The organism is Tateyamaria sp. LSS28 (assembly GCF_059611725.1).
On sequence record NZ_JCAPFI010000014.1, the window covers coordinates 23,409 to 45,232 of the forward strand.

General features: G+C 53.1%; 25 protein-coding genes and 2 pseudogenes. 15 read left to right on the plus strand and 12 right to left on the minus strand.

The annotated features are described in order from the left end of the window. The first annotated feature begins 297 nt into the window (after window positions 1–297). The gene (mobQ, locus tag AC53L6_RS23955; RefSeq protein WP_496909652.1) at window positions 298–1,080 is read left to right on the plus strand and encodes a MobQ family relaxase; all 783 of its coding nucleotides are present in this window, start codon (window positions 298–300) and stop codon (window positions 1,078–1,080) included. Further along, the gene (locus AC53L6_RS23960; RefSeq protein ID WP_496909653.1) at window positions 1,077–1,211 is read left to right on the plus strand and encodes a hypothetical protein; all 135 of its coding nucleotides are present in this window, start codon (window positions 1,077–1,079) and stop codon (window positions 1,209–1,211) included. Before mobQ ends, AC53L6_RS23960 begins: the two co-directional genes overlap by 4 nt. Window positions 1,212–1,312: 101 nt before the next feature. Here the strand turns inward: AC53L6_RS23960 and AC53L6_RS23965 are convergent, their stop codons facing one another. Beyond that, window positions 1,313–1,942: a choice-of-anchor Z repeating domain-containing protein gene (locus AC53L6_RS23965; protein WP_496909654.1), complete on the minus strand. Its 630-nt coding sequence runs from the start codon at window positions 1,940–1,942 to the stop codon at window positions 1,313–1,315. Between the two features lie 740 nt (window positions 1,943–2,682). On the opposite strand from AC53L6_RS23965, the gene AC53L6_RS23970 reads away from it, so the two are divergent. Next, a complete protein-coding gene (locus AC53L6_RS23970; RefSeq protein ID WP_496909655.1) occupies window positions 2,683–3,441 on the plus strand; it encodes a M12 family metallopeptidase in 759 nt (252 codons plus the stop codon). A gap of 21 nt (window positions 3,442–3,462) precedes the next feature. Here AC53L6_RS23970 and AC53L6_RS23975 read toward each other — a convergent pair whose 3' ends face one another. The 6 genes from AC53L6_RS23975 to AC53L6_RS24000 all read right to left on the minus strand — a co-directional run bounded on the left by AC53L6_RS23975 (window position 3,463) and on the right by AC53L6_RS24000 (window position 9,121). Further along, window positions 3,463–4,224, minus strand: coding sequence for a hypothetical protein (locus AC53L6_RS23975; RefSeq protein WP_496909656.1), 762 nt, complete (start codon window positions 4,222–4,224; stop codon window positions 3,463–3,465). Next, window positions 4,221–4,553 (minus strand): hypothetical protein, encoded by a 333-nt coding sequence (locus AC53L6_RS23980; protein ID WP_496909657.1) that lies wholly within the window; start codon window positions 4,551–4,553, stop codon window positions 4,221–4,223. Before AC53L6_RS23980 ends, AC53L6_RS23975 begins: the two co-directional genes overlap by 4 nt. A gap of 59 nt (window positions 4,554–4,612) precedes the next feature. Then, window positions 4,613–5,698: a hypothetical protein gene (locus tag AC53L6_RS23985; RefSeq protein WP_496909658.1), complete on the minus strand. Its 1,086-nt coding sequence runs from the start codon at window positions 5,696–5,698 to the stop codon at window positions 4,613–4,615. 346 nt (window positions 5,699–6,044) lie between these two features. Continuing rightward, on the minus strand, window positions 6,045–6,686 hold the full coding sequence (locus AC53L6_RS23990; protein ID WP_496909659.1) for an eCIS core domain-containing protein: 642 nt from the start codon (window positions 6,684–6,686) through the stop codon (window positions 6,045–6,047). Window positions 6,687–7,201: 515 nt separating this feature from the next. Continuing rightward, window positions 7,202–8,542, minus strand: a complete 1,341-nt coding sequence (locus AC53L6_RS23995; RefSeq protein WP_496909660.1) for an IS1182 family transposase — start codon at window positions 8,540–8,542, stop codon at window positions 7,202–7,204. Between the two features lie 66 nt (window positions 8,543–8,608). Beyond that, window positions 8,609–9,121, minus strand: a complete 513-nt coding sequence (locus tag AC53L6_RS24000; RefSeq protein ID WP_496909661.1) for a GNAT family N-acetyltransferase — start codon at window positions 9,119–9,121, stop codon at window positions 8,609–8,611. A gap of 894 nt (window positions 9,122–10,015) precedes the next feature. Here AC53L6_RS24000 and AC53L6_RS24005 point away from each other — a divergent pair. The 3 genes and pseudogenes from AC53L6_RS24005 to AC53L6_RS24015 all read left to right on the plus strand — a co-directional run bounded on the left by AC53L6_RS24005 (window position 10,016) and on the right by AC53L6_RS24015 (window position 11,494). Continuing rightward, window positions 10,016–10,810, plus strand: coding sequence for a hypothetical protein (locus AC53L6_RS24005; protein WP_496909662.1), 795 nt, complete (start codon window positions 10,016–10,018; stop codon window positions 10,808–10,810). Between the two features lie 15 nt (window positions 10,811–10,825). Then, window positions 10,826–11,065 (plus strand): annotated as a pseudogene (locus tag AC53L6_RS24010) (hypothetical protein); the annotation flags it as partial. A 147-nt stretch (window positions 11,066–11,212) separates the two neighbouring features. Next, window positions 11,213–11,494, plus strand: coding sequence for a hypothetical protein (locus AC53L6_RS24015; protein ID WP_496909663.1), 282 nt, complete (start codon window positions 11,213–11,215; stop codon window positions 11,492–11,494). 51 nt (window positions 11,495–11,545) lie between these two features. Here the strand turns inward: AC53L6_RS24015 and AC53L6_RS24020 are convergent, their stop codons facing one another. The 3 genes from AC53L6_RS24020 to AC53L6_RS24030 form a co-directional block, all read right to left on the minus strand. Beyond that, window positions 11,546–12,916, minus strand: coding sequence for a hypothetical protein (locus AC53L6_RS24020; RefSeq protein WP_496909664.1), 1,371 nt, complete (start codon window positions 12,914–12,916; stop codon window positions 11,546–11,548). Between the two features lie 358 nt (window positions 12,917–13,274). Continuing rightward, entirely contained in the window at window positions 13,275–13,535 is a 261-nt protein-coding gene (locus tag AC53L6_RS24025) for a hypothetical protein (protein WP_496909665.1), read from the minus strand. Between the two features lie 4 nt (window positions 13,536–13,539). Next, window positions 13,540–14,172 (minus strand): tyrosine-type recombinase/integrase, encoded by a 633-nt coding sequence (locus tag AC53L6_RS24030; protein WP_496909666.1) that lies wholly within the window; start codon window positions 14,170–14,172, stop codon window positions 13,540–13,542. Between AC53L6_RS24030 and AC53L6_RS24035 the strand changes: the two genes are divergently transcribed. After that, entirely contained in the window at window positions 14,147–14,572 is a 426-nt protein-coding gene (locus tag AC53L6_RS24035) for a helix-turn-helix domain-containing protein (RefSeq protein ID WP_496909667.1), read from the plus strand. The two genes, AC53L6_RS24030 and AC53L6_RS24035, sit on opposite strands and share 26 nt — an antisense overlap. A 160-nt stretch (window positions 14,573–14,732) precedes the next feature. Here the strand turns inward: AC53L6_RS24035 and AC53L6_RS24040 are convergent, their stop codons facing one another. Next, the gene (locus AC53L6_RS24040) at window positions 14,733–15,335 is read right to left on the minus strand and encodes a TetR/AcrR family transcriptional regulator (protein ID WP_496909668.1); all 603 of its coding nucleotides are present in this window, start codon (window positions 15,333–15,335) and stop codon (window positions 14,733–14,735) included. A 111-nt stretch (window positions 15,336–15,446) separates the two neighbouring features. Between AC53L6_RS24040 and AC53L6_RS24045 the strand changes: the two genes are divergently transcribed. From AC53L6_RS24045 to AC53L6_RS24080, 8 genes are all read left to right on the plus strand, one after another. After that, window positions 15,447–16,037 carry an SRPBCC family protein gene (locus AC53L6_RS24045; protein ID WP_496909669.1) on the plus strand — a complete coding sequence of 197 codons (591 nt, stop codon included), beginning with the start codon at window positions 15,447–15,449 and terminating at the stop codon, window positions 16,035–16,037. Between the two features lie 43 nt (window positions 16,038–16,080). Next, window positions 16,081–16,470, plus strand: coding sequence for a hypothetical protein (locus tag AC53L6_RS24050; RefSeq protein WP_496909670.1), 390 nt, complete (start codon window positions 16,081–16,083; stop codon window positions 16,468–16,470). Then, window positions 16,470–16,958 (plus strand): SRPBCC family protein, encoded by a 489-nt coding sequence (locus tag AC53L6_RS24055; RefSeq protein WP_496909671.1) that lies wholly within the window; start codon window positions 16,470–16,472, stop codon window positions 16,956–16,958. Before AC53L6_RS24050 ends, AC53L6_RS24055 begins: the two co-directional genes overlap by 1 nt. Window positions 16,959–16,975: 17 nt before the next feature. Further along, window positions 16,976–17,398 carry an MAPEG family protein gene (locus AC53L6_RS24060; protein ID WP_496909672.1) on the plus strand — a complete coding sequence of 141 codons (423 nt, stop codon included), beginning with the start codon at window positions 16,976–16,978 and terminating at the stop codon, window positions 17,396–17,398. After that, a complete protein-coding gene (locus tag AC53L6_RS24065; protein ID WP_496909673.1) occupies window positions 17,395–18,078 on the plus strand; it encodes a methyltransferase domain-containing protein in 684 nt (227 codons plus the stop codon). Before AC53L6_RS24060 ends, AC53L6_RS24065 begins: the two co-directional genes overlap by 4 nt. A 286-nt stretch (window positions 18,079–18,364) precedes the next feature. After that, window positions 18,365–18,958 (plus strand): SRPBCC family protein, encoded by a 594-nt coding sequence (locus tag AC53L6_RS24070; protein WP_496909674.1) that lies wholly within the window; start codon window positions 18,365–18,367, stop codon window positions 18,956–18,958. Window positions 18,959–19,292: 334 nt separating this feature from the next. Further along, window positions 19,293–20,012, plus strand: a complete 720-nt coding sequence (locus AC53L6_RS24075) for a hypothetical protein (RefSeq protein WP_496909675.1) — start codon at window positions 19,293–19,295, stop codon at window positions 20,010–20,012. A gap of 4 nt (window positions 20,013–20,016) precedes the next feature. Further along, window positions 20,017–20,925 carry an ImmA/IrrE family metallo-endopeptidase gene (locus AC53L6_RS24080; protein ID WP_496909676.1) on the plus strand — a complete coding sequence of 303 codons (909 nt, stop codon included), beginning with the start codon at window positions 20,017–20,019 and terminating at the stop codon, window positions 20,923–20,925. Between the two features lie 801 nt (window positions 20,926–21,726). Here AC53L6_RS24080 and AC53L6_RS24085 read toward each other — a convergent pair. Then, a pseudogene (locus AC53L6_RS24085) lies at window positions 21,727–21,824 on the minus strand (IS5/IS1182 family transposase); the annotation flags it as partial.

Genomic DNA, 21,824 nt, shown 5'->3' on the forward strand with positions numbered 1-21,824 from the left:
CAAGAACAGTCAACTGAGGCGGAACCTGCTGCACTCAGTACGAATGTCTCCTTCGACCGGCCGCACTGCAGCGCAGCCAGTGACGGCGAATGGCTGGAAAGGGCCGCAGCGGGGGTCATAGACTACTAGTGAAGCTACCTAACAGCCCTTTCTGAGCCTCTCAGATGCCATCCAGTGGCATTGTGGTGCGAAAAATCGCTGAGAGCGCATTTATGCAAACCCTTCACCTGCGGTTCCAAGATTTGCAGCAATCTCAACTCGGCAGAGTATTGTCCACTGGCCAGCTACCACCTCTCCGTGAAGACGATCAAACGCAGTGCCGGGCGCTCCGCCACGGCGGCCGCCGCCTACCGTGTCGGTGAGCGCATTGAGTGTCAGCGCGAGGGCCGTGTCCACGATTTCACCCGCAAGCAGGGCATCAAGGAAACCTTCATCGTCACCCCGGAAAATGCCCCGGCCTGGGCGCAGGATCGCTCGAAACTCTGGAATGAGGTTGAGGCCAGTGAGACCCGCTGCAACTCCGTCACTGCCCGCGAATGGGAGCTGGCCCTGCCGTCCGAGATCAGCGATAAAGATCGTTCGCAGATCACCCGCCAGTTTGCCGAAGAGCTGGTCAGCCGTTACGGCGTTGCCGTCGATGTGGCGATCCATGCCCTGCACCGCGAGGGCGATCAGCGGAACCACCATGCCCACGTCCTGACTTCGACCCGCAAGTTGGAATCGGAGGGCTTCACCGCGAAGACGCGTGTGCTCGATTCCGCGAAGACCGGAGGCGTCGAGATCGAGCAGATGCGCGGGGTCTGGGCCGATCTACAGAACCGCGCGCTTGAACGGGCAGGAGAGGTTGAGCGCGCGGATCACCGGTCGCTCGAAGCGCAGCGCGAGGCGGCGGTGGAGCGTGGTGATCGGCTCTCAGCCGAGGAGCTGGACCGTGGCCCCGAGTTGAAATTGGGGCCAGCGGCCAATTCCATGGAACGGCGGGCAAAGGCGATGGCCAGGCGGCGGTCCAAAAGCTGGACGGGCACAATGACCCGGAGCTTGGCGAGGAGGCTGGACTTGAGGCGCGCAAGGCGTCCGTGAAAGAGCGCCTGAAGGACGTGCTGAACAAGCCGCGTGAAAAGCTGGAGATCGAGGATGAGTGCGATCAGGAGAAGGATCAGGAGGTCGAAAAGGATCGTGACATCGACCGAGGTCCGAGGCATGGGATGTGAGATGCCGAAAAAACGCTCGGTGGGACACAGATCGTTAGGCTCGGCATAGTCTGTGACACAAGCTGAGGGTGGTCGGCAAACCGAGTCAGAAGTCTAACAAATCATGCGACGGTGAGGGTCTTTGTGTTGCTGAGTTTGCCGAGTGCCGTATGAATTTTGACTGGCTTATCACCAGGGTCTGAAGTCACAGTTGCATTGATCACGGTCTTTACCGTGGATTCATCGACATACTCGGCCTCGAAAAATTTTCCATCGACAATTGCCCAGCCACCCTCTGTGAAATTTGCCCCATTCAAAGTGAGAGTACCTTCCCAGTTTTGTTCGACGGTTTGCGGGTTCAGTTCGTCGATCTCTGGTCGAACGCTCAGTAGAGCCGGTGTGTCCATAGAGGAAACGTCAAATGCTGCCTCTATTTTCTCCGGGAGTTGCCGACTGGTTTCAAAAGGCCAGATCGCGGGGCAGCCATTCTTTCCAGACGCGCATCCGCACGCAACCACGTGAGTGTATTCACGTGTACTCAAATCAAAGTTTTGAAAGCCCCAATGCAACTTTCCGTCAACGGAAACTGCCTCGTGTTCCACAGGGTTCTGGTCCGTATAGGCCAACATTCTCTGCTCGCCCGGCGCAATTCGCTGTGAATGTGATATCATCTTTCCATTGGAATCCAAGAAGTTGGCTTTAGACGCAATTGCTACATTGCACTCGTTGTAGATATAGAAGTGCTTGGTCATTCGCTTCCTCGTCCAATGATCGAAAATATTGCTTCAGAGTACCAAGTGGAGAGGTCAGCACAAGCCGGACGCTCGCAGCGATCCGGAGCTTGGCGACGAGGCCGGACGCGAGATGAACCGCGCCGGGTTTGCCGGAGGCTGATCGGGATGCGCAGAGGCGCACGATTCCGAACTATGACATCGCACAGTTTTCTCATATACTTGATTCATAAACATCACAGGTATGATAAGTGAGAAAACCGCTATGAGAAGTTGCGCCATTGCATTTTTTTGTCTGTTTGCGACACCGAGTTTTTCAAATCAGTATGAGTGTCAATTCTCTGTAGACGATGTTCCGCAGCTAACAATTCCTTGCCTCATTGAGTCGGAGGTGGCAGGCAAAGAGACTTGTTCGTTCACATACTCAAAGGACGTGGAAGCAACATGCGTAGGCCTCGTTCTTATCGGTTCTGAAATATTGGTTTGTGGTTGGGCTGTGCCAGGTGCTTTCTTCGATGATGAGCGATTGGCGAACGAAAGCTCAGTCGAGTCCATTCGCGCGTTAACACCAACAAGTGACATCTACTCGGTGGGAACAGTCATTGATGCTCCGGACACAGAGACAGCGACGCTTTTTGGTCTTTCAGTTGACTACAATCACTTTTCTGGACCGACAATGCTGACAGCAGGCTGTGAAGCCCCTTGAGCATTGTCAGGTGTATTCTTCCAACCAATTCATATGATTAGATAAGGAGACGGAAATGGCTAACTTCTATGTGGACCCCGATCAACCTGAAGAAATGGCGCTTGTTCCTGATCCTCCGACAGAAAGTCTGATTAAAGAGTTGCTAGAAAACGCAACAGTTTTTGAAGACGAAGAGGGACGGCAGGTCGTTCAGATAGACTGCATGCGCTTCTTGCTGGACGACATTCGAGTCCGGGGCTTTACAGGCCCTCGCTGGACGAACGGCGAAGTTTATTATGTTTTTGACGGCAATGTTTCAGCTCGCAACAAAGATAAGTTTCGAGCCGCAACCCGTGTCTGGAGTCGAGTTGCGAACGTCACTTTCAGAGAATCAACCGCAACAAACTATATTCATGTCAAGGACGACCCTGGAAACTGGTCATATGTCGGAATGATTGGTGGAAGACAGGAGATGGGTATTTATAACTGGGGATGGAAGTATATAATTGCACATGAGATAGGGCACGCCCTAGGCCTAAGTCATGAGCATTGCCGTATCGACAGAGATACATTTGTGCAGATAAATACGCAAAATATCGTTAGTGGAGCAGAGCGCAATTTCACTAGACGTAACACGGTAAATTACTCGGATTATGATTTTTGTTCCATAATGCACTATGGGCAGTATGCGTTCTCGAAGAATAATTTACCTACTATTGAAGCTCAGCCAGGATATGAGGGCGAGGAGCCTTGCATGGGCAACCGTAGATATCTTACTGATCTCGACGGAGTTGGAATGGCTGCGCGGTACGGAGCCCGTCTATGGAAAGGGTGAAAGAAGCCGTGGATGGTGTCATTAATCCTCGATACCTAGAATAGATTTTAGCGCTTCGGCATTTTCGTCGAAGCCTGACAACGCATCCCCAAGGATGCCAGCTCCACGCCCGACTTCGGTTACGCTGATTGCAACGTTTACTGCCCGATTGCCAGTCTTGGGAATGAGTTTAGAGGTCTGCGATGCGGCAATGTCTGTCGGGCTTGACCCAATAGTATATGAAGTTGACGCGATTGGAATATTAAAGCTTGATATCAGTGTTGGTGAAGTTTCGGGTGGACCATTTACAAACGATAGTGCCGCAGAGATTGCGATTGTTGCACTGTTTCGCCCGTCCACGGGGCTGGTGGATACTGCAAACCTTTCAACTTCGAGGAAGATTGGTGTGAGCTCGACAGAATGAGGGCCACGGGAACGGATTGCTACGACGACATCGAACAAGGACGTACTGCCGTCCGCTGTCAGCCGTTGAAGGCGCAAGCACTGTCCATGCGAAAAGGAAGAGAACGTGGCTTTGGCAGCAAAGGTTTGAGTAAATCTTGAGGCCTTTTTTTCAAGGTATGACTTAAAGCTAGAGGTCAATGCATCAAATACAATTGGCAGCGCAGCATCAAGCGAAGTGCTTGATGCTGAAGCTGATAGTACGTTGCATGAGCCATAGGAAATTTGGAGGTTACGAGAGGTGTCGCCTCTAGCTTCGGGCAGGCTTATGGCGTTAAGAGTGGCGCAGCCGCTAAGCAAAAAAGCGAGTACTATGCAAAAAGGGAAGCCGCGAGAATTCATGCGAGATCGTAGGGACAAGTTATAGGCAAGTCTGGAAGTTGATCAAACGTCAGAGATATCGCGAAGGTACCTCCACTTTTGATGTTTGCATATCCAATAAGAAGCTTACCGGAAGCCGGAACGCCAGAATTGGTTTGTCCCGTGAACTCAACCAGGTAGTCTGCACATGTATCTTTCGCGAAATACTGGGCGTCAATAAGATCACTGAAAACAGACATTTCCATTCGTCGGCCATCGACGAAAGTGATTGTAACTGCCTCAGAAATGAAGGTTTTTTCAGCAAGCTCACCCACATCAAAAGGCGGTCTTACGGTAACTTCAAAATCCATCAAATTGCCTTTCTATGTGCGCCGGAATCGAACGAGTTTTCTAGGCGCTCTCACCGTAATTATTCATTTTCAGGAAGTATGATCGGGCCTCCAAGCGAAACGGACGGGCTGGCCATAGAGAACAAAGCTTCTATCTCGTCGCCGCGCTCGTTCAAGACGTCACCGGCCGCTGACGCTGACGCCGCTACCTTCACATCGAAGACGTTCGAGAACCAGTTAAAGGGGAACGAAATTGATCGCTTTCCATCGCTTGAACCAGCATAATTTACTGCGCATGCATAGTTGTTACTTTTTCGAAGCCATATAGAACCGGAGTCGCCTGGTAGGCTTATAGGGTTTGGGGAAAGTATAACGGTCTGGCGTTTAAAGCCGATCGTACCTAATCCACCGTAGCTACCATAGTTGACCGACAAGTCGGTATTCACGGAATCTACACGGCCGGTTTGCGGTCCTGTAGTGCGACCGACTTTGAACAACGTCCAACCAACCCTATAGGTCTTATAGTGGCCGGGTAACCGACCAATCGTAGGGTAGTCCGGGTTCAGCAAGCTATTTCTATCTGGTGTCGACATAGCTGCATCAAGGTAGTTGTCCGTTTTCTTCAGCGGTACGTATGAGTAAGCGCGGCCGATTTTGTCACTCCCGACAGTACCACCATCCGCCGCGCCTGGTTGTAATGTGGCGTAATAGCGACTGTCGTTGTTCCCATTGAGAACATGACAGTTGCTAGCGACGTAGAGTTGGGTCCGGTCACTGAAAATTACTATCAGCCCGCCTGTGCCAGAGCTTGTCGTAGGGCCAAAAGAGTATCCTGGTTGCGCTGGTCGAATCTTCTTGGAATAGATTGGGTGAGCTGTAGCGCTCGTTCCACTCGGCGTCGCACCCACCATGTTTGCGGTGAACTCGCCAACTACTTCGATACGGATCGGAATTTCTTCATCAGGTGATGCCCGAGAGACTAACGAGCGGATATCGTTGCTATCGGATGCAGAAAGGTCGGTTCGAACATAAATGACTAGAGCTGCTTCATCGGAGTCTGAGTCTATGTTCTCTAGGCCAACGCCAACGCCGACAACGTTTTCCTGCTCCAGAAGAGTTTGCGAGATGGTTTCTTTAGTCGCTGTAACTGAAGAAATAGACGCCATGCCTGGTGCCCTCCTCTATGAGATTTAATTCACTAGGCTTTGGTGTGGAGGCTCCGATTTAAAAGTTGCCTAGTCCAACCCAATTGCGCCGCCAGCGACATTGCAATTTGGTGTGATTAGAAATAAGTTGAATCTTAAGAAATCGCATCTTCCCCTCCATAAACTGTGAAGAAAGTGTCGCCGGAATCCGCGCTAAAGTCAACTTTTTGGTGTAGTTGTGCGTCTGGACAACCTTCATCCTTTGGCTTTGCCGTATGCTAAAAACGGTCGTTATCGCCACTGACAAAAACTATTGAAAAACGTACTGATGTGAAACATCACTAGTGCTTAGCGCAAGTCATTGCAGCTACGCACCGTCACATGCAATGCGATCCTGCTCCTGTCGAACCCTCACCACACCATCATTATCAGGCCCAATCAGTTCCATAAGGGCACTCAATGGAAATTCGGCACGGATCAACTTCTCATGCCTAGCCGTTGTAGCTGCGTTTGGTTGAACCTGGCGCAACTGCGCGTAACACTGAACTATTCGCCCTTGTTGTTCGAAGCGGTATTCAGTGAATCTCTTACCATCCACAAGAGTATAGTCGTAGACGTCATCGCCATAATCTCGATGCTCAGAAATCACTTTGGAAAAGGTATACCCAGTCGCATCTCTGTTTTGCCACTGCCAAACATGTGTTAATTCATGAGCCATAAGCCATCTGTCGGGGGCAAAAGGGCTAGTTGAGAAGTCAGATCGGTAGTACTCACGATCAAAATACACTGTATTACCGATCACAAACGCTGCTGCTCCAAAAAGCGACGGTAGACTAGAAATTAGTTTGTCAACATCTTCTCTAGCGTTCAATTCCTGGCTCGCTTCCAAAGCAAGTTGGCGCTCTGCCAGCCTCATGCCCCTTGTTTCCTGGCCGGAAAATCTAGCGTCTTCAAAAGTTACTCCCGTAGAGAAAATTCCCTCGCTGTAAGAAATCTCTCCGACCGTCATCGGCCTACTGCACGCAGATAAAACTAGTAAAGCAGCGGTCAGGCTAAAAAAGTTCTCAGGGCGTAACATATATTGCTCCGACGTTTATGTGAAAAATATCCGATCATTTTGCTTCTTTATCCAGCAAACTGCAACGGATCAGGCTTAAAAAAGCTAGGGTTGTTTATCTTCCGGAGTTCTAAGAACAAACAGACCAAGCTTTGCTAGGGGTCAGATTTCGTCCATTCCTTCTGTGATGCAACTTTAACGCTCTAGTGGAGGGACTGCTTTGCCTACATTGCGCTAAACTGTGCCCTCGCCCAAGCCGTTATTGGCGTAACCATAGTGAAGGTTTGTTACATCCTGCGGACCGGATGTAATCCCCCGCTAGAATTAGTCGGCCAAAAACGGTCGATTTAGGTGAAAAACTCGCTCTACTACATCTTGTGTTTGGCTAACGCGCGGTCCCTCAAGTCTCTGTTATCGCGCTCAAAGACAGTGTTTTTGGCGAGTGTTGATTGCTGGGGGTGCGGTGCTCAGCATGGAACCATTTTGGCAAGACGTTTTAGGTTCTGGGCGGTGGCAGCGAGGAGGAATTCTTTGTTGGCTCCCTTGAGACCTCGGAGCCGGAGGCGTTTGAAGCCGAGATGTCGTTTCAGATGGGCGAACAACATCTCGACCTTCTTTCGTCGTCGTCGGCTTTCGTCATAGGCCGCCGTGTCACGCAGATCACGCACGGCTTGGCGGGCCTCTTCATCCATGTGGCGCGTGACGGTTCGAAACGGCGCGTCGGTGCAAGCCTTCTTGATCGGACAGGTGCCGCAAGTGTCTTTCCCGACGAAGTAGCTTTTGATCCGGTCTGCCTGCTTGATCCGGCGCAGCGGCATTTCATGGCCTTCAAGGCAGGTGAAGCTGTCGCGCTCCGGGTCATACTGGAAATGGCTGAGGTCGTATTTGCCCTTGGTTTGATGCTGGCGATCCAGCACAGGTACATGCGGTGTGACTTCGCGCTTCAGAAGCCAGGCCAGGAACGGGCCGGTGCCGTATGATCCATCTGCCGCCACCCTGTCGGGATAAAAGTAGTGACGGTCTCGGCTGCGGTCGAGCATCTTCTTGGCTGCAACGATCTCCTGGCTGAGCCGGGCGGGCGTGGCCTCGACATCCACGATGATGCCGTGATCAGTATCGACCAGATAGTTGGTCTCGTAGCTGAACCGGCCAGGGCCATCCTTCAGCGACCAGGCCGCTTCCGGATCAGTCTCCGAGATATACTTGGGTGGCTTCTTTTTCGGGCCGGATTGTGCTGCCCCATCGGCGTCAGCCAGTTTTTCCAGATAGTCAGCAACAGGGCGCTGCACCTGATCCTTGTGCGACCAGACTTTCTGAACCGCGTCCGGCGCATCCTTACGATCCCAGTTCGCATCTGCCTCGATGGTGCTCCCGTCAATGGCCGCGTCTGTGCCGCCAACAATGCCGAAGCCGATGCACTTTTCCACGACGCTTTCGAACAGTCGGCGCAACACGTCACCTGCGGCGAAGCGCCCGTGGCGGTTCTTGGAAAAGGTCGAACGATCCGGCACCCGGCCTTCCAGCCCGAGCTTGCAGAACCACCGGTAGGCCAAGTTGAGATGCACTTCTTCGACCAGCCGACGCTCCGACCGGATGCCATAGAGATAACCGATCAGCAGCATCCTGAGCATCAGCTCTGGATCGACGGATGGGCGGCCTGTGTGGCTGTAGAGCACGGTCAACTCTGCGCGGATCGCGTCGAAGTCCAACAGCCAGTCGATCCGGCGGAGAAGATGATCCTGCGGAACGTGGTCTTCGATCCGGAACCGATAGAACAGGTTCTCTTGTGTCTCCAGCCGTCCCATCATCGCTCAATCCTCCCTATCAATATAGAAATTGAATCAGCGACTTGAGCCTCGATCAAGGACTAATGACTAAGTGAGTACTGTCGGCCCAGATCGCGCGTAAATTGCTTGAATAGCCACAAATCGGTTGAGTCTCGTTTCCTCTGTGAAACCCAGACCCTCAAGCATCCTGCATGACGCCGCATTCTCAGTCTGAGTTTCCGCGATCACCCGATGCAAGCCCAGATCGTTCAGAGCGTGATCGACAACGCGAGCCGTTGCCTCACGCGCAAAACCCTTTCCCCAGACTTTCGGGCGGAACTGATAGGAGACTTCGTAGTCCTCGTCATCTTTGTGTGGACTCAGGACGAGAAGGCCGATTGAATGTTCCAGGTTGAGCGTCCTGACAACCCAAATCCCGACTTTTGGGTGCCCCCTGCGATACGCTCTGAATTGCTTCAGCCTCTGACGCCATGGAACGGGGCCACCTAGGAACTGGCGAACACGGACATCACCGACCAGACGAACAAAGAAGATGAAGTCCCCAAATGCGATGGGATCAAGCGCCAGCCTTTCTGATCGTAAGTTCCCCGAAAAATCCATAACCGCACCGTAACATATCCCTGCGAAGACGATACCCGCGTAGGAGGTTCGGATCTTTTCTCGCCTCAGGAGGCCCGGAGTTTTTCAACAGTATCGGTCGTTTTTGACCGAGCGCCACGCCTTACCCAGGATAAAGCTCTTAGCTAGCACAAAAAAACCCCGGCATAACTCTTGCGATTTTGGCAGGTTTTTGTCTCAGTTGAGGAAGGGCATTTTCAACCTTCTGTCAATGTCTGCTTCCGGGAAGCTGCGATGCAGCATTGAACCGTACACTCAGCGTCCGGTATGGGCCGCTTTAGAGCTTGGCGCGTTGGAATGCGTCCTCCCATCTTCTAGCGACGCTGGGGTCGGACGTGGAGTTTGCCATTCTAAGGTGGGCTTCTCGCAACTCCGCCATGAACGCTTTTTGAAGTTCCTATCCACCTTCCTCCAACTCTTAATTCCGGACTGTCAGCCTCTGCTCAACCGGCAGCTTGCAGATCTGAGAACGGTATCCTATTCTAAAAATGCTCTCCGCAGGAGCATGGCACTCGCCGTTTCGAAGCTGCAGGCAGCACTGCTCATCATTTTTTTTCCTCAACAGCTCACTTTCCGGCTTGAGGGACGTCTGGCGAGTGGCGTTTTATCTCAGGCCCGGAGATAGCAATGTTGATCGAAGATATCCAACCTACGACCCTGACTGGGGTCAAAAGGCTTGCCAAAGACCTAAAAAAGACCAAGGGCATCAAACACGCTGATGCTTTGGACATGGCTGCGCAATCTGCCAATTGCGAAAACTTTCACCACGCTCAAAAGATACTCCCGATGCGTGGTTCAGAGTACGCCGCACCTTACGTCCTTCTCACGATTTATTGGAGTGACAAGGATCGCGGTCATCGCGTTGGCCGGGAAACCTTGCGCATCGACCTCACCAAACCCATCCTCGCGCTTTGCGACAAGAGCGGCCTGAAATATGTCCGAGGTTTCAGCGATCTCCGGATGGTCGCTAGCGACCATTTCGTCTGTGACGACATCGCACCAAACCAGGACTATGCAAGGCGCAGGCTGTGTACTGCAGAACGGTCTTTGCGGTTCATGGAGCACACGGGCTTACAGCCCTATCGGAATCGGACCACTTATCCAAAGGTCCTTCGCGATACCAAGCTGCCAAACACCGATCATGCAACATCCTGGATCGACCATGAGCACGGCCAGTTCATCTTGATTGATGAGCCCTATGGCAATGTGCCTGACGCCGACGCGCGTGCTGAATGGTCCGAACACACCGGTTGGCGCATTGAGAAGAGCACGTGGCCCGGCATGTACAGCCCCTACGATTGTGATCTCTACGTCGGCGTCGACGGCAGGTCTGGCTATGATTTCGACGCCTTGATGGCAAAGATCAACGCGATGCATGCCCCCATTGTAAGCGAGGCTTGGCCTGGAGAGTCCGTGTTCTCATGGGAGACCTTCTTGAGCCCGATGGCGAAGACGCGCCAGGACAAGCGCCGCGCAAGATGCAAAGGCATGATCTATCCGTCGCCGAGCAAAAGCACCGTGCCCTATAACTTCAACCCGGGCTGTCGCAACCGTCGCCCGGTCGGTGAGCTTGGTATAGAGGGCCACATCGACGCGGGACGGATCATAAAAACCGCGATGCGATCGCACCATTCAAGCGAGGCCGTCTACACACGCATGAGCTCACTTTGATGCGAACTCGAGAACTGGTTAGCACTAGAAGCGGGACGCGAGTTTTATGAAACCCGCGAGTTTTTTCAGGTCTATTACGGTTGGACCGAGGAGGATGAGACCACATTGAAATCGTTCGAAACCAAGGATCAGGTGATCAAGGGCCTTCGAGGCCTGGAACGAAAGTTGAAGCGTGCTTACACAGATTGCGCGCCACTCCGGCAACAACTCCAGCGGATCAGGATGTCAGTGTCGCGCCTTGAAGGTGCGCGTTAATCAGTGCTTTGATGGTTCCTGCATCCTGGATGCTTTCGTTTCTTTTGGAGCTGACCCCGTCAAAGACGGGTAAGCCCCCAGCAAAATTTGGATCGGCATAGTGGATGTGCCGATCCATGGCTCTGTCAGAAAAGGACCCATTCGATCATGAACTATGCCGACATATGCAGAGACGCCTTCGCTTTGGTCGATGACATCGGCAACGGGTCGTTCAACACCGAATTTAGCGAGCGTGGGACACTCGCCACCACAGTTGAGGTGGCCATGCCCGTGCTGGCTGTATTTCGAACATTGAACCCGGATGATCCGGCCTCGGTCATTCAGGCCAGATCGAAACTTGCTACACTTGCCGGCTCGGAGCAGGGCGTGTTCTCCCGATACCCCGCCCTGGCGGCCTTTGCCCTCGGCGAAAGCATCGTCCTTCAATAGCCGGCACCCAGCACGAGCCGGTCGCAGACAGACTTCCCGAAAAGAGACGGCCTATTTGCCGTCCCGAATGCGCTTCAGAAGATCCCGATCTGTCGGGTCGACGCCATTCATGATGGCCTCCACCTGCCGAAGATGTTGAGAAGCCCGTCTCATATCGCGTGGAATGAGTGCGCGGATTTTGGTACGCGACCGATCCTCAACAACCTTATGGCCTTCGTGAATGGCCCATCCCATAAAACCCGTTTCAAAGCGCTCTTTGATATCGCCTTGCAGCGACAGCTTTCGCACCGGTTCCCCCTCGCGGATGCGCAGAACTTGAAACTCCCTGTGGAAGCCGCCGCGCCAATTCTCTTCCAGAGCGTCTGACTTTCGGGAGTTCTTCGGCATCGGTGTGAGTGACGCATGCAAATATACATCCGGGTCATCAATGTCGACCAAAGCTAAAGCCAAATCTAGGGGCTCGCCCAGTTTACTCATCGTCCAGATGCTATGATCGATCAGGTACTTGTCCTGATGCGCCCAATACTGGCCCGTCGGGATCCAGAACATGGGCCGGTGATCAAGATGATCCGGAGCTGCAAAATCTTCAGCTTCCCAGATCTGCATGAGCGGTTGAGACAATTTGAACCGGACGACCCCAGCATCTTCGAACTGTTTCAGACCCAGATGAGGGACTGTGGCAGACGCCAGCCGTAGCGCCAAATCGACATCCGTGATCGACGGGGTTTCTCCTTCATCCAACAGCACACGTGCGCCTTGCGACGTGAAACTGTCATCAAGATCGCGGCTGTAATGTTCGGGGATCGATACCACGCAGTCGAAAGGCCCAAGAAGGATGCAAAGGGACGCACAAGCCCCCTGTGCCAGTGTGGGATAGAGATCAATAGAATCGAGATTTTGTACGGTGTTGTAGACAAGTTTCGCCGCATGTGGGTCGAGATCGGGTGCATAGACCCTTTGAACAATAAGTTCTCCGTTCCTGCTCACGATGAGTTTGGCATAGATCGACGCCTCGCTATACCCATTGCCCTCCGTGACATTCAGCTGCAGCCCGATGATCGGATCGCCAGCATAGCGCATGCCAAACAAGGGGCGGACTTCCGTTGTCAGGTCGATCAGCTCCATCCTGTTCTCGTCACGTTTAATCTCAGCAAGCCGCGCAGGATGGTCAGGTGCGGCTCGATCCATCGGCGGGATCACTCTCGTATTGTCTTCGGAGGCCACGGGTTGTTGTCCGGACGCTCTTGCTCGCAACGCGCCCCAATTCGATCCTGGGCTTAACGCGGCCGCGAGATCGTTCAGAAGCGTCAGTTTGGTGGGGCGATCGTCACCGATCCACCGTTGCAAGATGCGATCAACACCTTTCGACAGGTGATCAAGATTGACTGGTATTGTTCCGGCTGGTCCAGGTCTTTCGGGCATGTTCATTTTGCTCATCCCTCTCACGCGCTCTTGAATCCAGTTTAAGCCGTGGGCCCTATAGCAGGAGTCAAAAAGCACGTGGCTGATTGAGCAAACTGAAGTCATCTAGACGCTCGGCAAACCAGGATCCAATGGGCCCGGATCAGGTTCGCTGGGTTTGTTTCCACCTACCGCGCCGACCTGCCTGAGCAGCGCGCCAGCCCCATATGAGCTAAGTCAAGTTTACGAAGTTTACGATCACGACGCAACTAGCCCTGTGGACTGGGATGTCGTGGTCTGTGTTGTGCTACTTAGCATGTAGTCTGCTGATGAGGACTAGCGAAAGGAGTGCTCCAGAGCCGAGAGCGCCGTCTGTCAGTCAATCATAAAACGACCGCAGTGTGTTGCAGACCTGCATGCCAATTTCACGATCGTCCGCGCCATGAGCGATCATCGTGCCGCCCAGCATCTCCTGATCTTCGGGGATGAACCGAACAAGTGGGCCGGTCGTGTCGCAGGGCCAGCCTATGAGATCGAACAGACATGCAGGTGCAGCGAATGGCAGCTCTGACGGGCCGCACCGCAGAAACTCAAAAGTCGGTTCAAAGTCCGGTTTGGGCCGCCCGCGAAGACGGCCCATCTTTCTAGATTTCAATCGCTTCGGCGATGGCCAAAGCATCTTCAAGTTCGACCCCAAGATATCTGACTGTACTGTCCATCTTCGTGTGACCAAGCAATAGCTGCACGGCGCGAAGGTTTCCGGTCTTCTTGTAGATCTGAGTTACCTTGGTTCTGCGCATCGAATGAGTGCCGTATGCACTCGCTTCGAGACCAATCGATGTCACCCAATCGCGGACTATCCGCGCATATTGGCGTGTGGATATGTGAAGGCGCTCATGAAACCGGCCTGGCCAAAGATACTCTGATCCAACCATCAGTTCGTCTTCCATCCATTTCTCAACGGAAGCGCGGGTGCCTTCCGAAATCTCAAAACGCACAGGCTTCTGGGTTTTGCTTTGCAGGACGGACGCGCGCTCTTTGATTTGACCCGAAGCCATCACGTCCACCACCTTCATCTTGACCAGGTCGCAACCTCGGAGCTTGCTGTCGATTGCCATATTGAATAGCGCCAGATCGCGATGGTTCTCAGCAAGCTCCAGTCGTACACGGATCGCCCAGACATGCTTTGGTTTGAGCGGGCGTTTCTGACCAACTATGCGGCCCTTGTTCCAGGCAGGGCGACGCGCGCGAATGGCAGGTAAGTTTGGTGTTTCCATGACTGATCCTCCGATCCGCCATTCCCTCCCAAAACGACAACCCGACGTTGACCACGCCATCATATCACAGGAAGCTGCGCTGCATTCGAGGTCAGCAATGAGTCCAAAACGACCGATGCTGCGCTATGCCCGAACGTCCGCTATGGTGCTACGCCACTCCTTCCATCATAATGCATATATATCGCATCCACTTGGAAATCGATTGAAATTGGAGCGTCAGAACCAAGGCCGAACCATTGATGCGCTGGCAACTGAATCAGGCGTCAGTCGCTCGATGATCTCAAAAGTTGAACGTGGTGAAGCACAGCCAACGACATCCGTTCTGGGCAAGCTTGCGGAAGCACTCGATCTGTCGATTTCGCTACTGCTTGTGGCTCTTTTCTGGCGGTTCAATGCTTGACTACTGTCATGGCCTGAAGGAAGATTCGGCTAATCAGTTCGATCTCGGGTTTCGACGAACTGCCTACCGCACCTAAGAAATTCATGAAAAGGCGCCAATAAAACTCCTGCCAAGCGTGGCCTTGTCCATTCTGATCGCCTGAGGCGGGTAGATGGCGGATTTACAATGTTTTGTTGCGCCAGCCATCGATTACGGCATTGCCAATCAACGCAACATCTGCCGCTGCCGTTGTCTTGCCTTCGACGCGGATCATGGCAAGAGCGCCCCAAAGCAACCCCAACAGATAAGCCGCCCGTTTTTCAATCAGACCGGCATCGGCAACCATTTCTCCATGTGTACTGGCGTTTCGCAGCGCCGAGACAAATGCGCCACGCAACATTGCCCGATAGCCATCGATGCGGGCTTTCACTTCATCCGAAGCGCGCCTGACATCCAGGACCGTGTTCACCATGAGACATCCAGAATGCGCCGGAGCGCCAGTATCCGCAGGCGCGCTCATCGCGGTAAACAGATGCTGGATTTCCGCGAGCCCGCCTTGTGCAACCATGCCTTCGTAAACCTCGACCGCGCCAAGATGGTAGCGATCAAGCGCAGCCAGAAACAGCCCCTCCTTGTCACCAAACGTATTATAAAGGCTGATCCGTTTAATGCCGGTGGCGGCCTCAAGCGCACCTACCGGGGTGTCGTCATAGCCGGTCCGCCAGAACGCGACCATTGCAGCATCGACAACTGTATCTTCATCAAAACTTCTTGGGCGGGCCATATCACACCTAATTTATAATCTAGAGTATATAACTCTGGACAGTCAATTTGGCAAACGTTAGATATTATATAACTTACGTTATAGAACGATTCTCAAATCTGGAATGATGCAATGTTATGTCACCTACGTCACGTCGCCATCTCGGCGGCGATCGCTCTCTCTTTGCCTGCCGCAGTGTTTGCCGATACCGCCCGGCCGGCAATCGAAGCCGCACAATACACTGAAGCGACGCTACGCAGGGTCGTCACCATGGAGTTCGGTGCACCTCCTACCGAAATCATTCCGCTGCTATTGACCCGTGTCGATCTGTTCGACCCGACAATCACAGAAGTGCGTTTTGATCATAGTCAAAGTGTGACGCCCGGCCAGTTCGGCGTCGGGTCACGCCGCATCTGCATATTTGAAGACGGGCGAGAATTGGTCGAGCCGCTGCTCGTGTACGATCCACCGCACGCTTACGGATACACAGTCGATGCTGAAGCTTCGACCATGTCGCTGCCAGTACGCGAAATCGTTCTTCTCTACGACTTCACAGAGACCGCCGGTGGCGGGACTTCCCTGTCGGTCCGGGCTTTCTATGACCCGCGCATTCCCGGAACCGGCCCTGTGATTGAGCCCGTTCTGACGGGCACGCTGCGCCGGACCTTTCAAACCGCTGTCGATGTGTTCGGCGGCACTTATCTCGGCGACGAGAAACCCTGAGGCGCAGTGCCTCTGATCCCCAACCAACTCAGGAGACCTCCGAATGTCATTTACATCCAAACTACGCACGCTCGCTTTGGCAGCCACTGTGGCCCTTCCTACTGCTGTCTTCGCCGATGGCGCAACAGTGGTTGAAATTGTCACGTTTGACGCACAGCCCGGCGCTGATGCCGCAGCTGTCAGCGCGGCACTCGCTCCAATCGCCGAACAGATGGGTCAGTACAATACCCTTGTCGCTCGGTCCGTTGCCGAAGGCCCGGACGGAAAGTGGACCATGATCAACTACTGGACCGACCGCGATGCGATGAACCGGATCAACGAAGAAGCTCTAACGTGGCCGGAGTTTGGCGCATTGCCGGGTGTTGCAGACCTTGAGACTTTGCAGATGCAACAGCTCGACATCGCGTCCTCCGTCGGTCTGGTCGCCGAATAATGCAAATCGCACGCAACCTTCATATTGCCGCATCTGTCGAAGATCTGTGGAAGATACTTGCCACTGATTACGCGGACGTCGGGCAATGGGCGCGTGCGGTGCAGTCGTCTGAGCCCAATGCCGCTGTTGCCCCCCTTCCGGGGGCATCAGTCGGGGGGCGGATCTGCACCGCGTCGATTGGCGCCGTGACCGAGACTATCCGCACATACGATGCGGACAATCACATCCTTGCCTACGATGCCAAAGCGAAATCCATGCCCTTCTTCGTTCGCAATTTGAGCGGTCGATGGAAACTGCATGGGATTGGCGGCGGCACCGAAGTCGATCTGTCGTTTGTTGCCGACCTCATGCCGCCGTTCGGCGCGTTGATGGGGTGGGCTATGCGGCGTCAGTTCAGCACCGCGATCGATGAGACGCTCGAAGATCTCAAACTGTTCGCCGAAACCGGCAAAATCCACCCTGACAAGGCCAAGGCACTGGCCGTCTAATACTTAAGGAAAATATAATGACACTCGAACTCTGGTCGGTCTTTGTGACTGGCGGCATGTTGTGGCTCTCAATTGTCATACAGCAACTCCACCTCGATAAAGTCGGCGGGACGGCCTACGCGCTGTCTAATCGCGCAGACCCACCTCCAGAGTCCCCCGCACAATCTCGTTTGCTGCGCGCGGTCCGCAATCAAAGCGATGTCGCGGCCGTATGGATCGCGCTTGTTGTCGTGCAACAGCTGCTCGGCACATCTGGCGCGCTGACCTATTGGGCTTCCTTTGCGATGATCGTTTCGCGCGTGTTCTATCTGCCGCTCTATGCATTTGGCATCACGCCCTTCCGCAGCCTTAGTTGGGCGTTGTTCCTTGTGGCTGCCCCCGTCTTTGCCGTTGGTGTCATTCTTGGTCTGAACACAATCGGTGTGGTAGCAGGCCAATGAATTGGCTTTCGCGCCTTATGACGTCCGATGTGCGGTCCAAAGCGGACCGCACCCAAGACGGGCCGCGCCGCGCTCAGGATACGATAGAACTGGCACAACTCGATCCGTCCCACACGATCCTGGAGATCGAACCCGGTAAAGGTTGGTTCACAGGGCTTTTACTGGAGCTTCTGGACGACACGGGCACTCTGATCGTGCAACAACCCGCAACGTTGGATGCATTCTTCGGCAAAGATGCGCGCAAACGGGTTGAGCGTGCGGGTAGGAATAACGCCTGTTACAGCGACGCAACCTGGGAGTCGCTAGGCGCACAAGACGCATCTGTTGATCGGGTGGTCTGGCTGCAAGGGCCACACGAGTTGTGGTTTGAGCCGCAACCGGGGATCAGCTTTGGACGACCAGAGAAGGTCTTTGCAGAAATTGCGCGGGTTCTAAAGCCCACAGGAAGATTCTTCTTGATCGACAATTTGTCCCCGATTGGAGTCCCCCAACCAGAGGCGGGCTTGCTGCACCGAAGTGTGCCAAGCGTGCTGCAAAACCTTGCCAATCAAGCGGGCCTACGAATGGCAAATGAGGATTTGGAATGGATTGCGAGCCCTGCGGACCCGCTTGATATCCCAACGTATGATCCGAAGGTTCATCTAAAGACAAGCCAATTCGCGCAGGTCTATGAAAAGTAGAATATCAGGACTGGTGTTCACCGACAAGGAACGGAGAACAGCTTTGTCCATAGATGGAAATGCGGAAGTAGCAGGCAGTTGATGATAGCTATGACGAACGTCAAGAACGTGATCTTCAAACAAGCCACATACCCTAAATGTGGGCGGGCATTTGAATTATTCCATGATCCGCGCATGGGCAACACTATGCGATCTTGGCAACGCGGGGACTGTGCTACGCCGGAGGAATGCGTGGAAAGATTCATGCCGACCCTCAATGTCAATACTGTAGGCGCAGAAACATAAAATGCACAAAATCTATATCCTTATTGTCGGTCTTTTGGGCTGTGCTCTGATTGCTGGATGTTCCGCTGCCTTGGGTGTGAGTGCACCAAATCCCGATCGTCCCCCCGCCTTGAGAGCAGCCACCAGCTATTCGATCCATACAACCGAGCGGATCGTGGACGGCCCACAGCAGGCCGTGAAATCGTGGTTGGAGGAGACGCGCCTTGTGACCTTTATGGAGTCTACGCAGGGAATTCCGGGCGTTGTGTCGACGACACCGATATCCGGGACATGGGGTGAGGACGGAGCGCTCAGATATGCAAACCTGGACAACGGACATACGGCCATCGACCGCATCATTCAGAACCGAGACCCTGATCTATTCCATTATCAGATTTTCGGTTTCACGGCCCCATCAAGATATGTCGTGAACCACATTGTGGGTCGTCTTGAATACGAGGCGGTGTCCGCTGGACAGACACGCATCACGTGGAGCTATGCCATCGCTCCTACGTCGCTAATCACCGCTCCCGTCGCTGCAAATTTTCTTTCGAACCGGATCGCACCGTTCATGGAAAACACAATGGACAATATGGCGGCGGCCGCCCCGTTCTGAAAATAAGTTCAACACCCAAGCAGACATCCGGGAAAACACTTCAATTGGCGGGTTTGTCCGCGATCTGTGAGTTCGAACAGGTCAGGATTTTTGCAGCGCGGCGAAAGTCCGGTCTGACGGGCCGCGTTGCAGCATGCGGGACCTGGGACGGACGGCAGCTTTGGGCCGATAGTCGGAAAGCTGTGTAGCGGGCGGAATTGGCGGAAGGGGTGTCTGAAACCAACTTGTAAACAAAAGAAGTCGTAGCAGAGAGAAAATTGGATATACTGCGGGTCAATCTTTTGGACGTTAGTTAGTTCACACCAAACCTGTTGAATAAAAGGAAAGATGAGAATTGGAAGAAAGTAATTTGAATTTCAAGGTAATAGCTGCGGTTATGGGAGTTGCTTCCGGTTTGCTAGCTGGTTTTTCGGTAAGCCCCGTTGTAGGGGGCGTCATATCCAGCATAGTTGCGGCCGCCTTTGTGGTTCTTAGTATCGCACCAGATTCAAGCAAGGTGTCGTTGGAGCACAGAAGGGTCCGCGCCATCCCGTATTTTGTTTTGCCGTTGGTCCTTGCGCTTGGCCTAGGCGCCTATGCTCGAACGCATCATCTGTTTCTGCCATCTCCGATGGAGATAGACTTTCTTCAAATGCAAGCAATCGGTGTTGATCCCGCTTCGGCTCGATCTGCGATTACCGCAAAGTACATAGGGACCGAGGGCACGGGCGAGACTACTGGCCTCAACGCTATGCCGTCTAACTTACCTCCGGATGGTGCTGACCTTGCACCGTTGATGCAGGCTAACTACAATACTATTCACAGTATTGCGACCTACATTTCCTCGACTCCAGACCAGGCTCAGAACCCTGATCTTGTAAACATCCAGCTCAATGCAAAGAGTGTTGCCGTGTTTGTTCGATCTCTACTCGAGACGCGGCTTGGAGAAGGCCCCGCGCTGATTTGGTACCGGCTGCAATTAGCTCCTCCTAGCGAGTTTTTACGTCTTGAAGAGCAATTTTTGGAAAGCAGCCCATCCGATTTGACAAAGTTGAACGATTTCCTCGGAAGGTAAGCCCATGCGGCGCGCGAAAGTGATACTTGTCGCTTGCATTTATGCAATTCTTGCTCCCAGTGCGGTATTGGCGTGCACACAAAGAGCAATTTTCGGAGGTGAGGGTAATCATCGAAGAATGGCCGAAACCCAATTCATCATATCTAAGCAGCTAGCTTGGCAAGAGGGTCTGCTAACATCCGCGTCCAAAGACTCTCTTCGCATCAGTTTTACGTCTCAGAACGAAAACAACATTTGGATTTCTGGAAACACAGTTTTTGTGTCGGAGGCGTTCCTACAACTAACTGCACACCACGCCTTTGCATACGCAGTCACCCGAAAAAATCCAGAACTTGCTACACCTGAGAATATGATAAACTATCTCAACCTTTTGCACTCCAATGCTAAGAACGGGGTCAATACACCGGTTTTTACAAGATACATTGGACTAACCTTAGATCAGTGTATTGAAATCTGGAACGACCAGACCTTTCCACTGGACAATGTATACCCGGTAACCCTCTCGAGCTTCATGAGGTTTTGGTTTCTACATGAAATTGGGCATAAGGCCTTGGGACACAAACCGACAACAGACACAGATCTATCTTGGAAACAAGAGTACGAAGCTGATCGTTTTGCCTTGAGAGCCTTGCGTGCGTTGGCAAATGATGCTGTTTTTGTTGCTTTCTCCGGCGCCTACTTCCGCGCTACGATGATGTTCCATAGTGCCGACTTCAATGAGATGGCCATCCCAACAGTGACGCACCCACCAACGGTATGCCGACAATATGCTGTCTTAGAATACATCAGATCTCTGGATCTACAGACCAGTGAAATTACTCACAATCCGGAAGCGTTGATGCAACTAGATCTAAATCGCGCCGCACGTGAGTTTCTTGAGGCAGGTTTTAAAGATAGCGACACAGAATGCTGAAAGCCATATTCCCGAACACTTCGCTCGTTAGGAAGCTATCTGCACATTTTGGGTTGTTGAGTTTGGTTCTCATTTTTTCCTACCCAGCTCAGGTCAGAGCGCAATCCCACCCAACCTGCATAGACCCCCTCGGCCGAGCGGTCCTATACGTCGCCGACTACAGTGTTGATGATATTGCAATAGCGGGAACGTTTGCGAATGGGTGGCCCGGCGTCAGGTGGAATCCAAACGTTGTGGCCGCAGCCCGTCCTGTGGTCGTTGACTTCTTTTACTATCATGAATGCGCTCATCATGTTCTGGGCCATGTCTTGAATCGTGAGAATGGGCCTGGAACTGAAGCCTCGGCAGACTGCTGGGCGAAAAGAGTAATGTTTGAATTGGGAGTGCTGGATGAGACTATATATCGTTCGTTACTTAGCGAGCTGCTGGTTGGTTCCAAGCCCACAGTCGATTTTGCTGATGGTCGAGCTAGGGTCGATCTGATCGTAGCGTGCTGATGCCATCTATCGCTGCTGAGCTCGAGCTGCCTGATGCGGTCTACTAAGGTTCGTTTTGCGAGAGACAACTTTGCCAGATGGCCCGATCTAAGTCGAGTGTAGGTCTCAAACCTCGCGCCTGTGGCGCTATTTCGAAGTCGCCTCCAATTGATTAACGGCGGCGGCAACCCGGCTGGGACAATGTTTTGTCCGCTGATTTGCTTGTTCGATGACCGCAGAGATTTCTGTTACATTGAACGTTGGCAATGCAGGATGAGGCTGCATAAAAGGCCGCCAATAGGTCAAACCCGCCTAGGGTCAGGACTCATAGCCAGTAAATCACGAGTGCTGCGAGGGCGATAGCTGACAGGAAGACCTTTGGGCACCTGTCGTATCGCGTTGCGACACGCCGCCAATCCTTCA

Coding starts and splice junctions, on each gene's coding strand:
- AC53L6_RS24040 (WP_496909668.1), bottom strand. CDS start 15,335: ATGGCCCGCCCAAGAAGTTTTGATGAAGATACAGTTGTCGATGCTGCA.
- AC53L6_RS24025 (WP_496909665.1), bottom strand. CDS start 13,535: ATGGGCCGTCTTCGCGGGCGGCCCAAACCGGACTTTGAACCGACTTTT.
- AC53L6_RS24065 (WP_496909673.1), top strand. CDS start 17,395: ATGAATTGGCTTTCGCGCCTTATGACGTCCGATGTGCGGTCCAAAGCG.
- AC53L6_RS24035 (WP_496909667.1), top strand. CDS start 14,147: ATGGCAGGTAAGTTTGGTGTTTCCATGACTGATCCTCCGATCCGCCAT.
- AC53L6_RS24030 (WP_496909666.1), bottom strand. CDS start 14,172: ATGGAAACACCAAACTTACCTGCCATTCGCGCGCGTCGCCCTGCCTGG.
- AC53L6_RS24055 (WP_496909671.1), top strand. CDS start 16,470: ATGCAAATCGCACGCAACCTTCATATTGCCGCATCTGTCGAAGATCTG.
- AC53L6_RS24000 (WP_496909661.1), bottom strand. CDS start 9,121: ATGGATTTTTCGGGGAACTTACGATCAGAAAGGCTGGCGCTTGATCCC.
- AC53L6_RS24020 (WP_496909664.1), bottom strand. CDS start 12,916: ATGCCCGAAAGACCTGGACCAGCCGGAACAATACCAGTCAATCTTGAT.
- AC53L6_RS23980 (WP_496909657.1), bottom strand. CDS start 4,553: ATGGATTTTGAAGTTACCGTAAGACCGCCTTTTGATGTGGGTGAGCTT.
- AC53L6_RS23970 (WP_496909655.1), top strand. CDS start 2,683: ATGGCTAACTTCTATGTGGACCCCGATCAACCTGAAGAAATGGCGCTT.
- AC53L6_RS24070 (WP_496909674.1), top strand. CDS start 18,365: ATGCACAAAATCTATATCCTTATTGTCGGTCTTTTGGGCTGTGCTCTG.
- AC53L6_RS24015 (WP_496909663.1), top strand. CDS start 11,213: ATGAACTATGCCGACATATGCAGAGACGCCTTCGCTTTGGTCGATGAC.
- AC53L6_RS24060 (WP_496909672.1), top strand. CDS start 16,976: ATGACACTCGAACTCTGGTCGGTCTTTGTGACTGGCGGCATGTTGTGG.
- AC53L6_RS24045 (WP_496909669.1), top strand. CDS start 15,447: ATGTTATGTCACCTACGTCACGTCGCCATCTCGGCGGCGATCGCTCTC.
- AC53L6_RS23985 (WP_496909658.1), bottom strand. CDS start 5,698: ATGGCGTCTATTTCTTCAGTTACAGCGACTAAAGAAACCATCTCGCAA.
- AC53L6_RS23995 (WP_496909660.1), bottom strand. CDS start 8,542: ATGATGGGACGGCTGGAGACACAAGAGAACCTGTTCTATCGGTTCCGG.
- AC53L6_RS23965 (WP_496909654.1), bottom strand. CDS start 1,942: ATGACCAAGCACTTCTATATCTACAACGAGTGCAATGTAGCAATTGCG.
- AC53L6_RS23975 (WP_496909656.1), bottom strand. CDS start 4,224: ATGAATTCTCGCGGCTTCCCTTTTTGCATAGTACTCGCTTTTTTGCTT.
- AC53L6_RS24050 (WP_496909670.1), top strand. CDS start 16,081: ATGTCATTTACATCCAAACTACGCACGCTCGCTTTGGCAGCCACTGTG.
- AC53L6_RS24080 (WP_496909676.1), top strand. CDS start 20,017: ATGCGGCGCGCGAAAGTGATACTTGTCGCTTGCATTTATGCAATTCTT.
- AC53L6_RS23990 (WP_496909659.1), bottom strand. CDS start 6,686: ATGACGGTCGGAGAGATTTCTTACAGCGAGGGAATTTTCTCTACGGGA.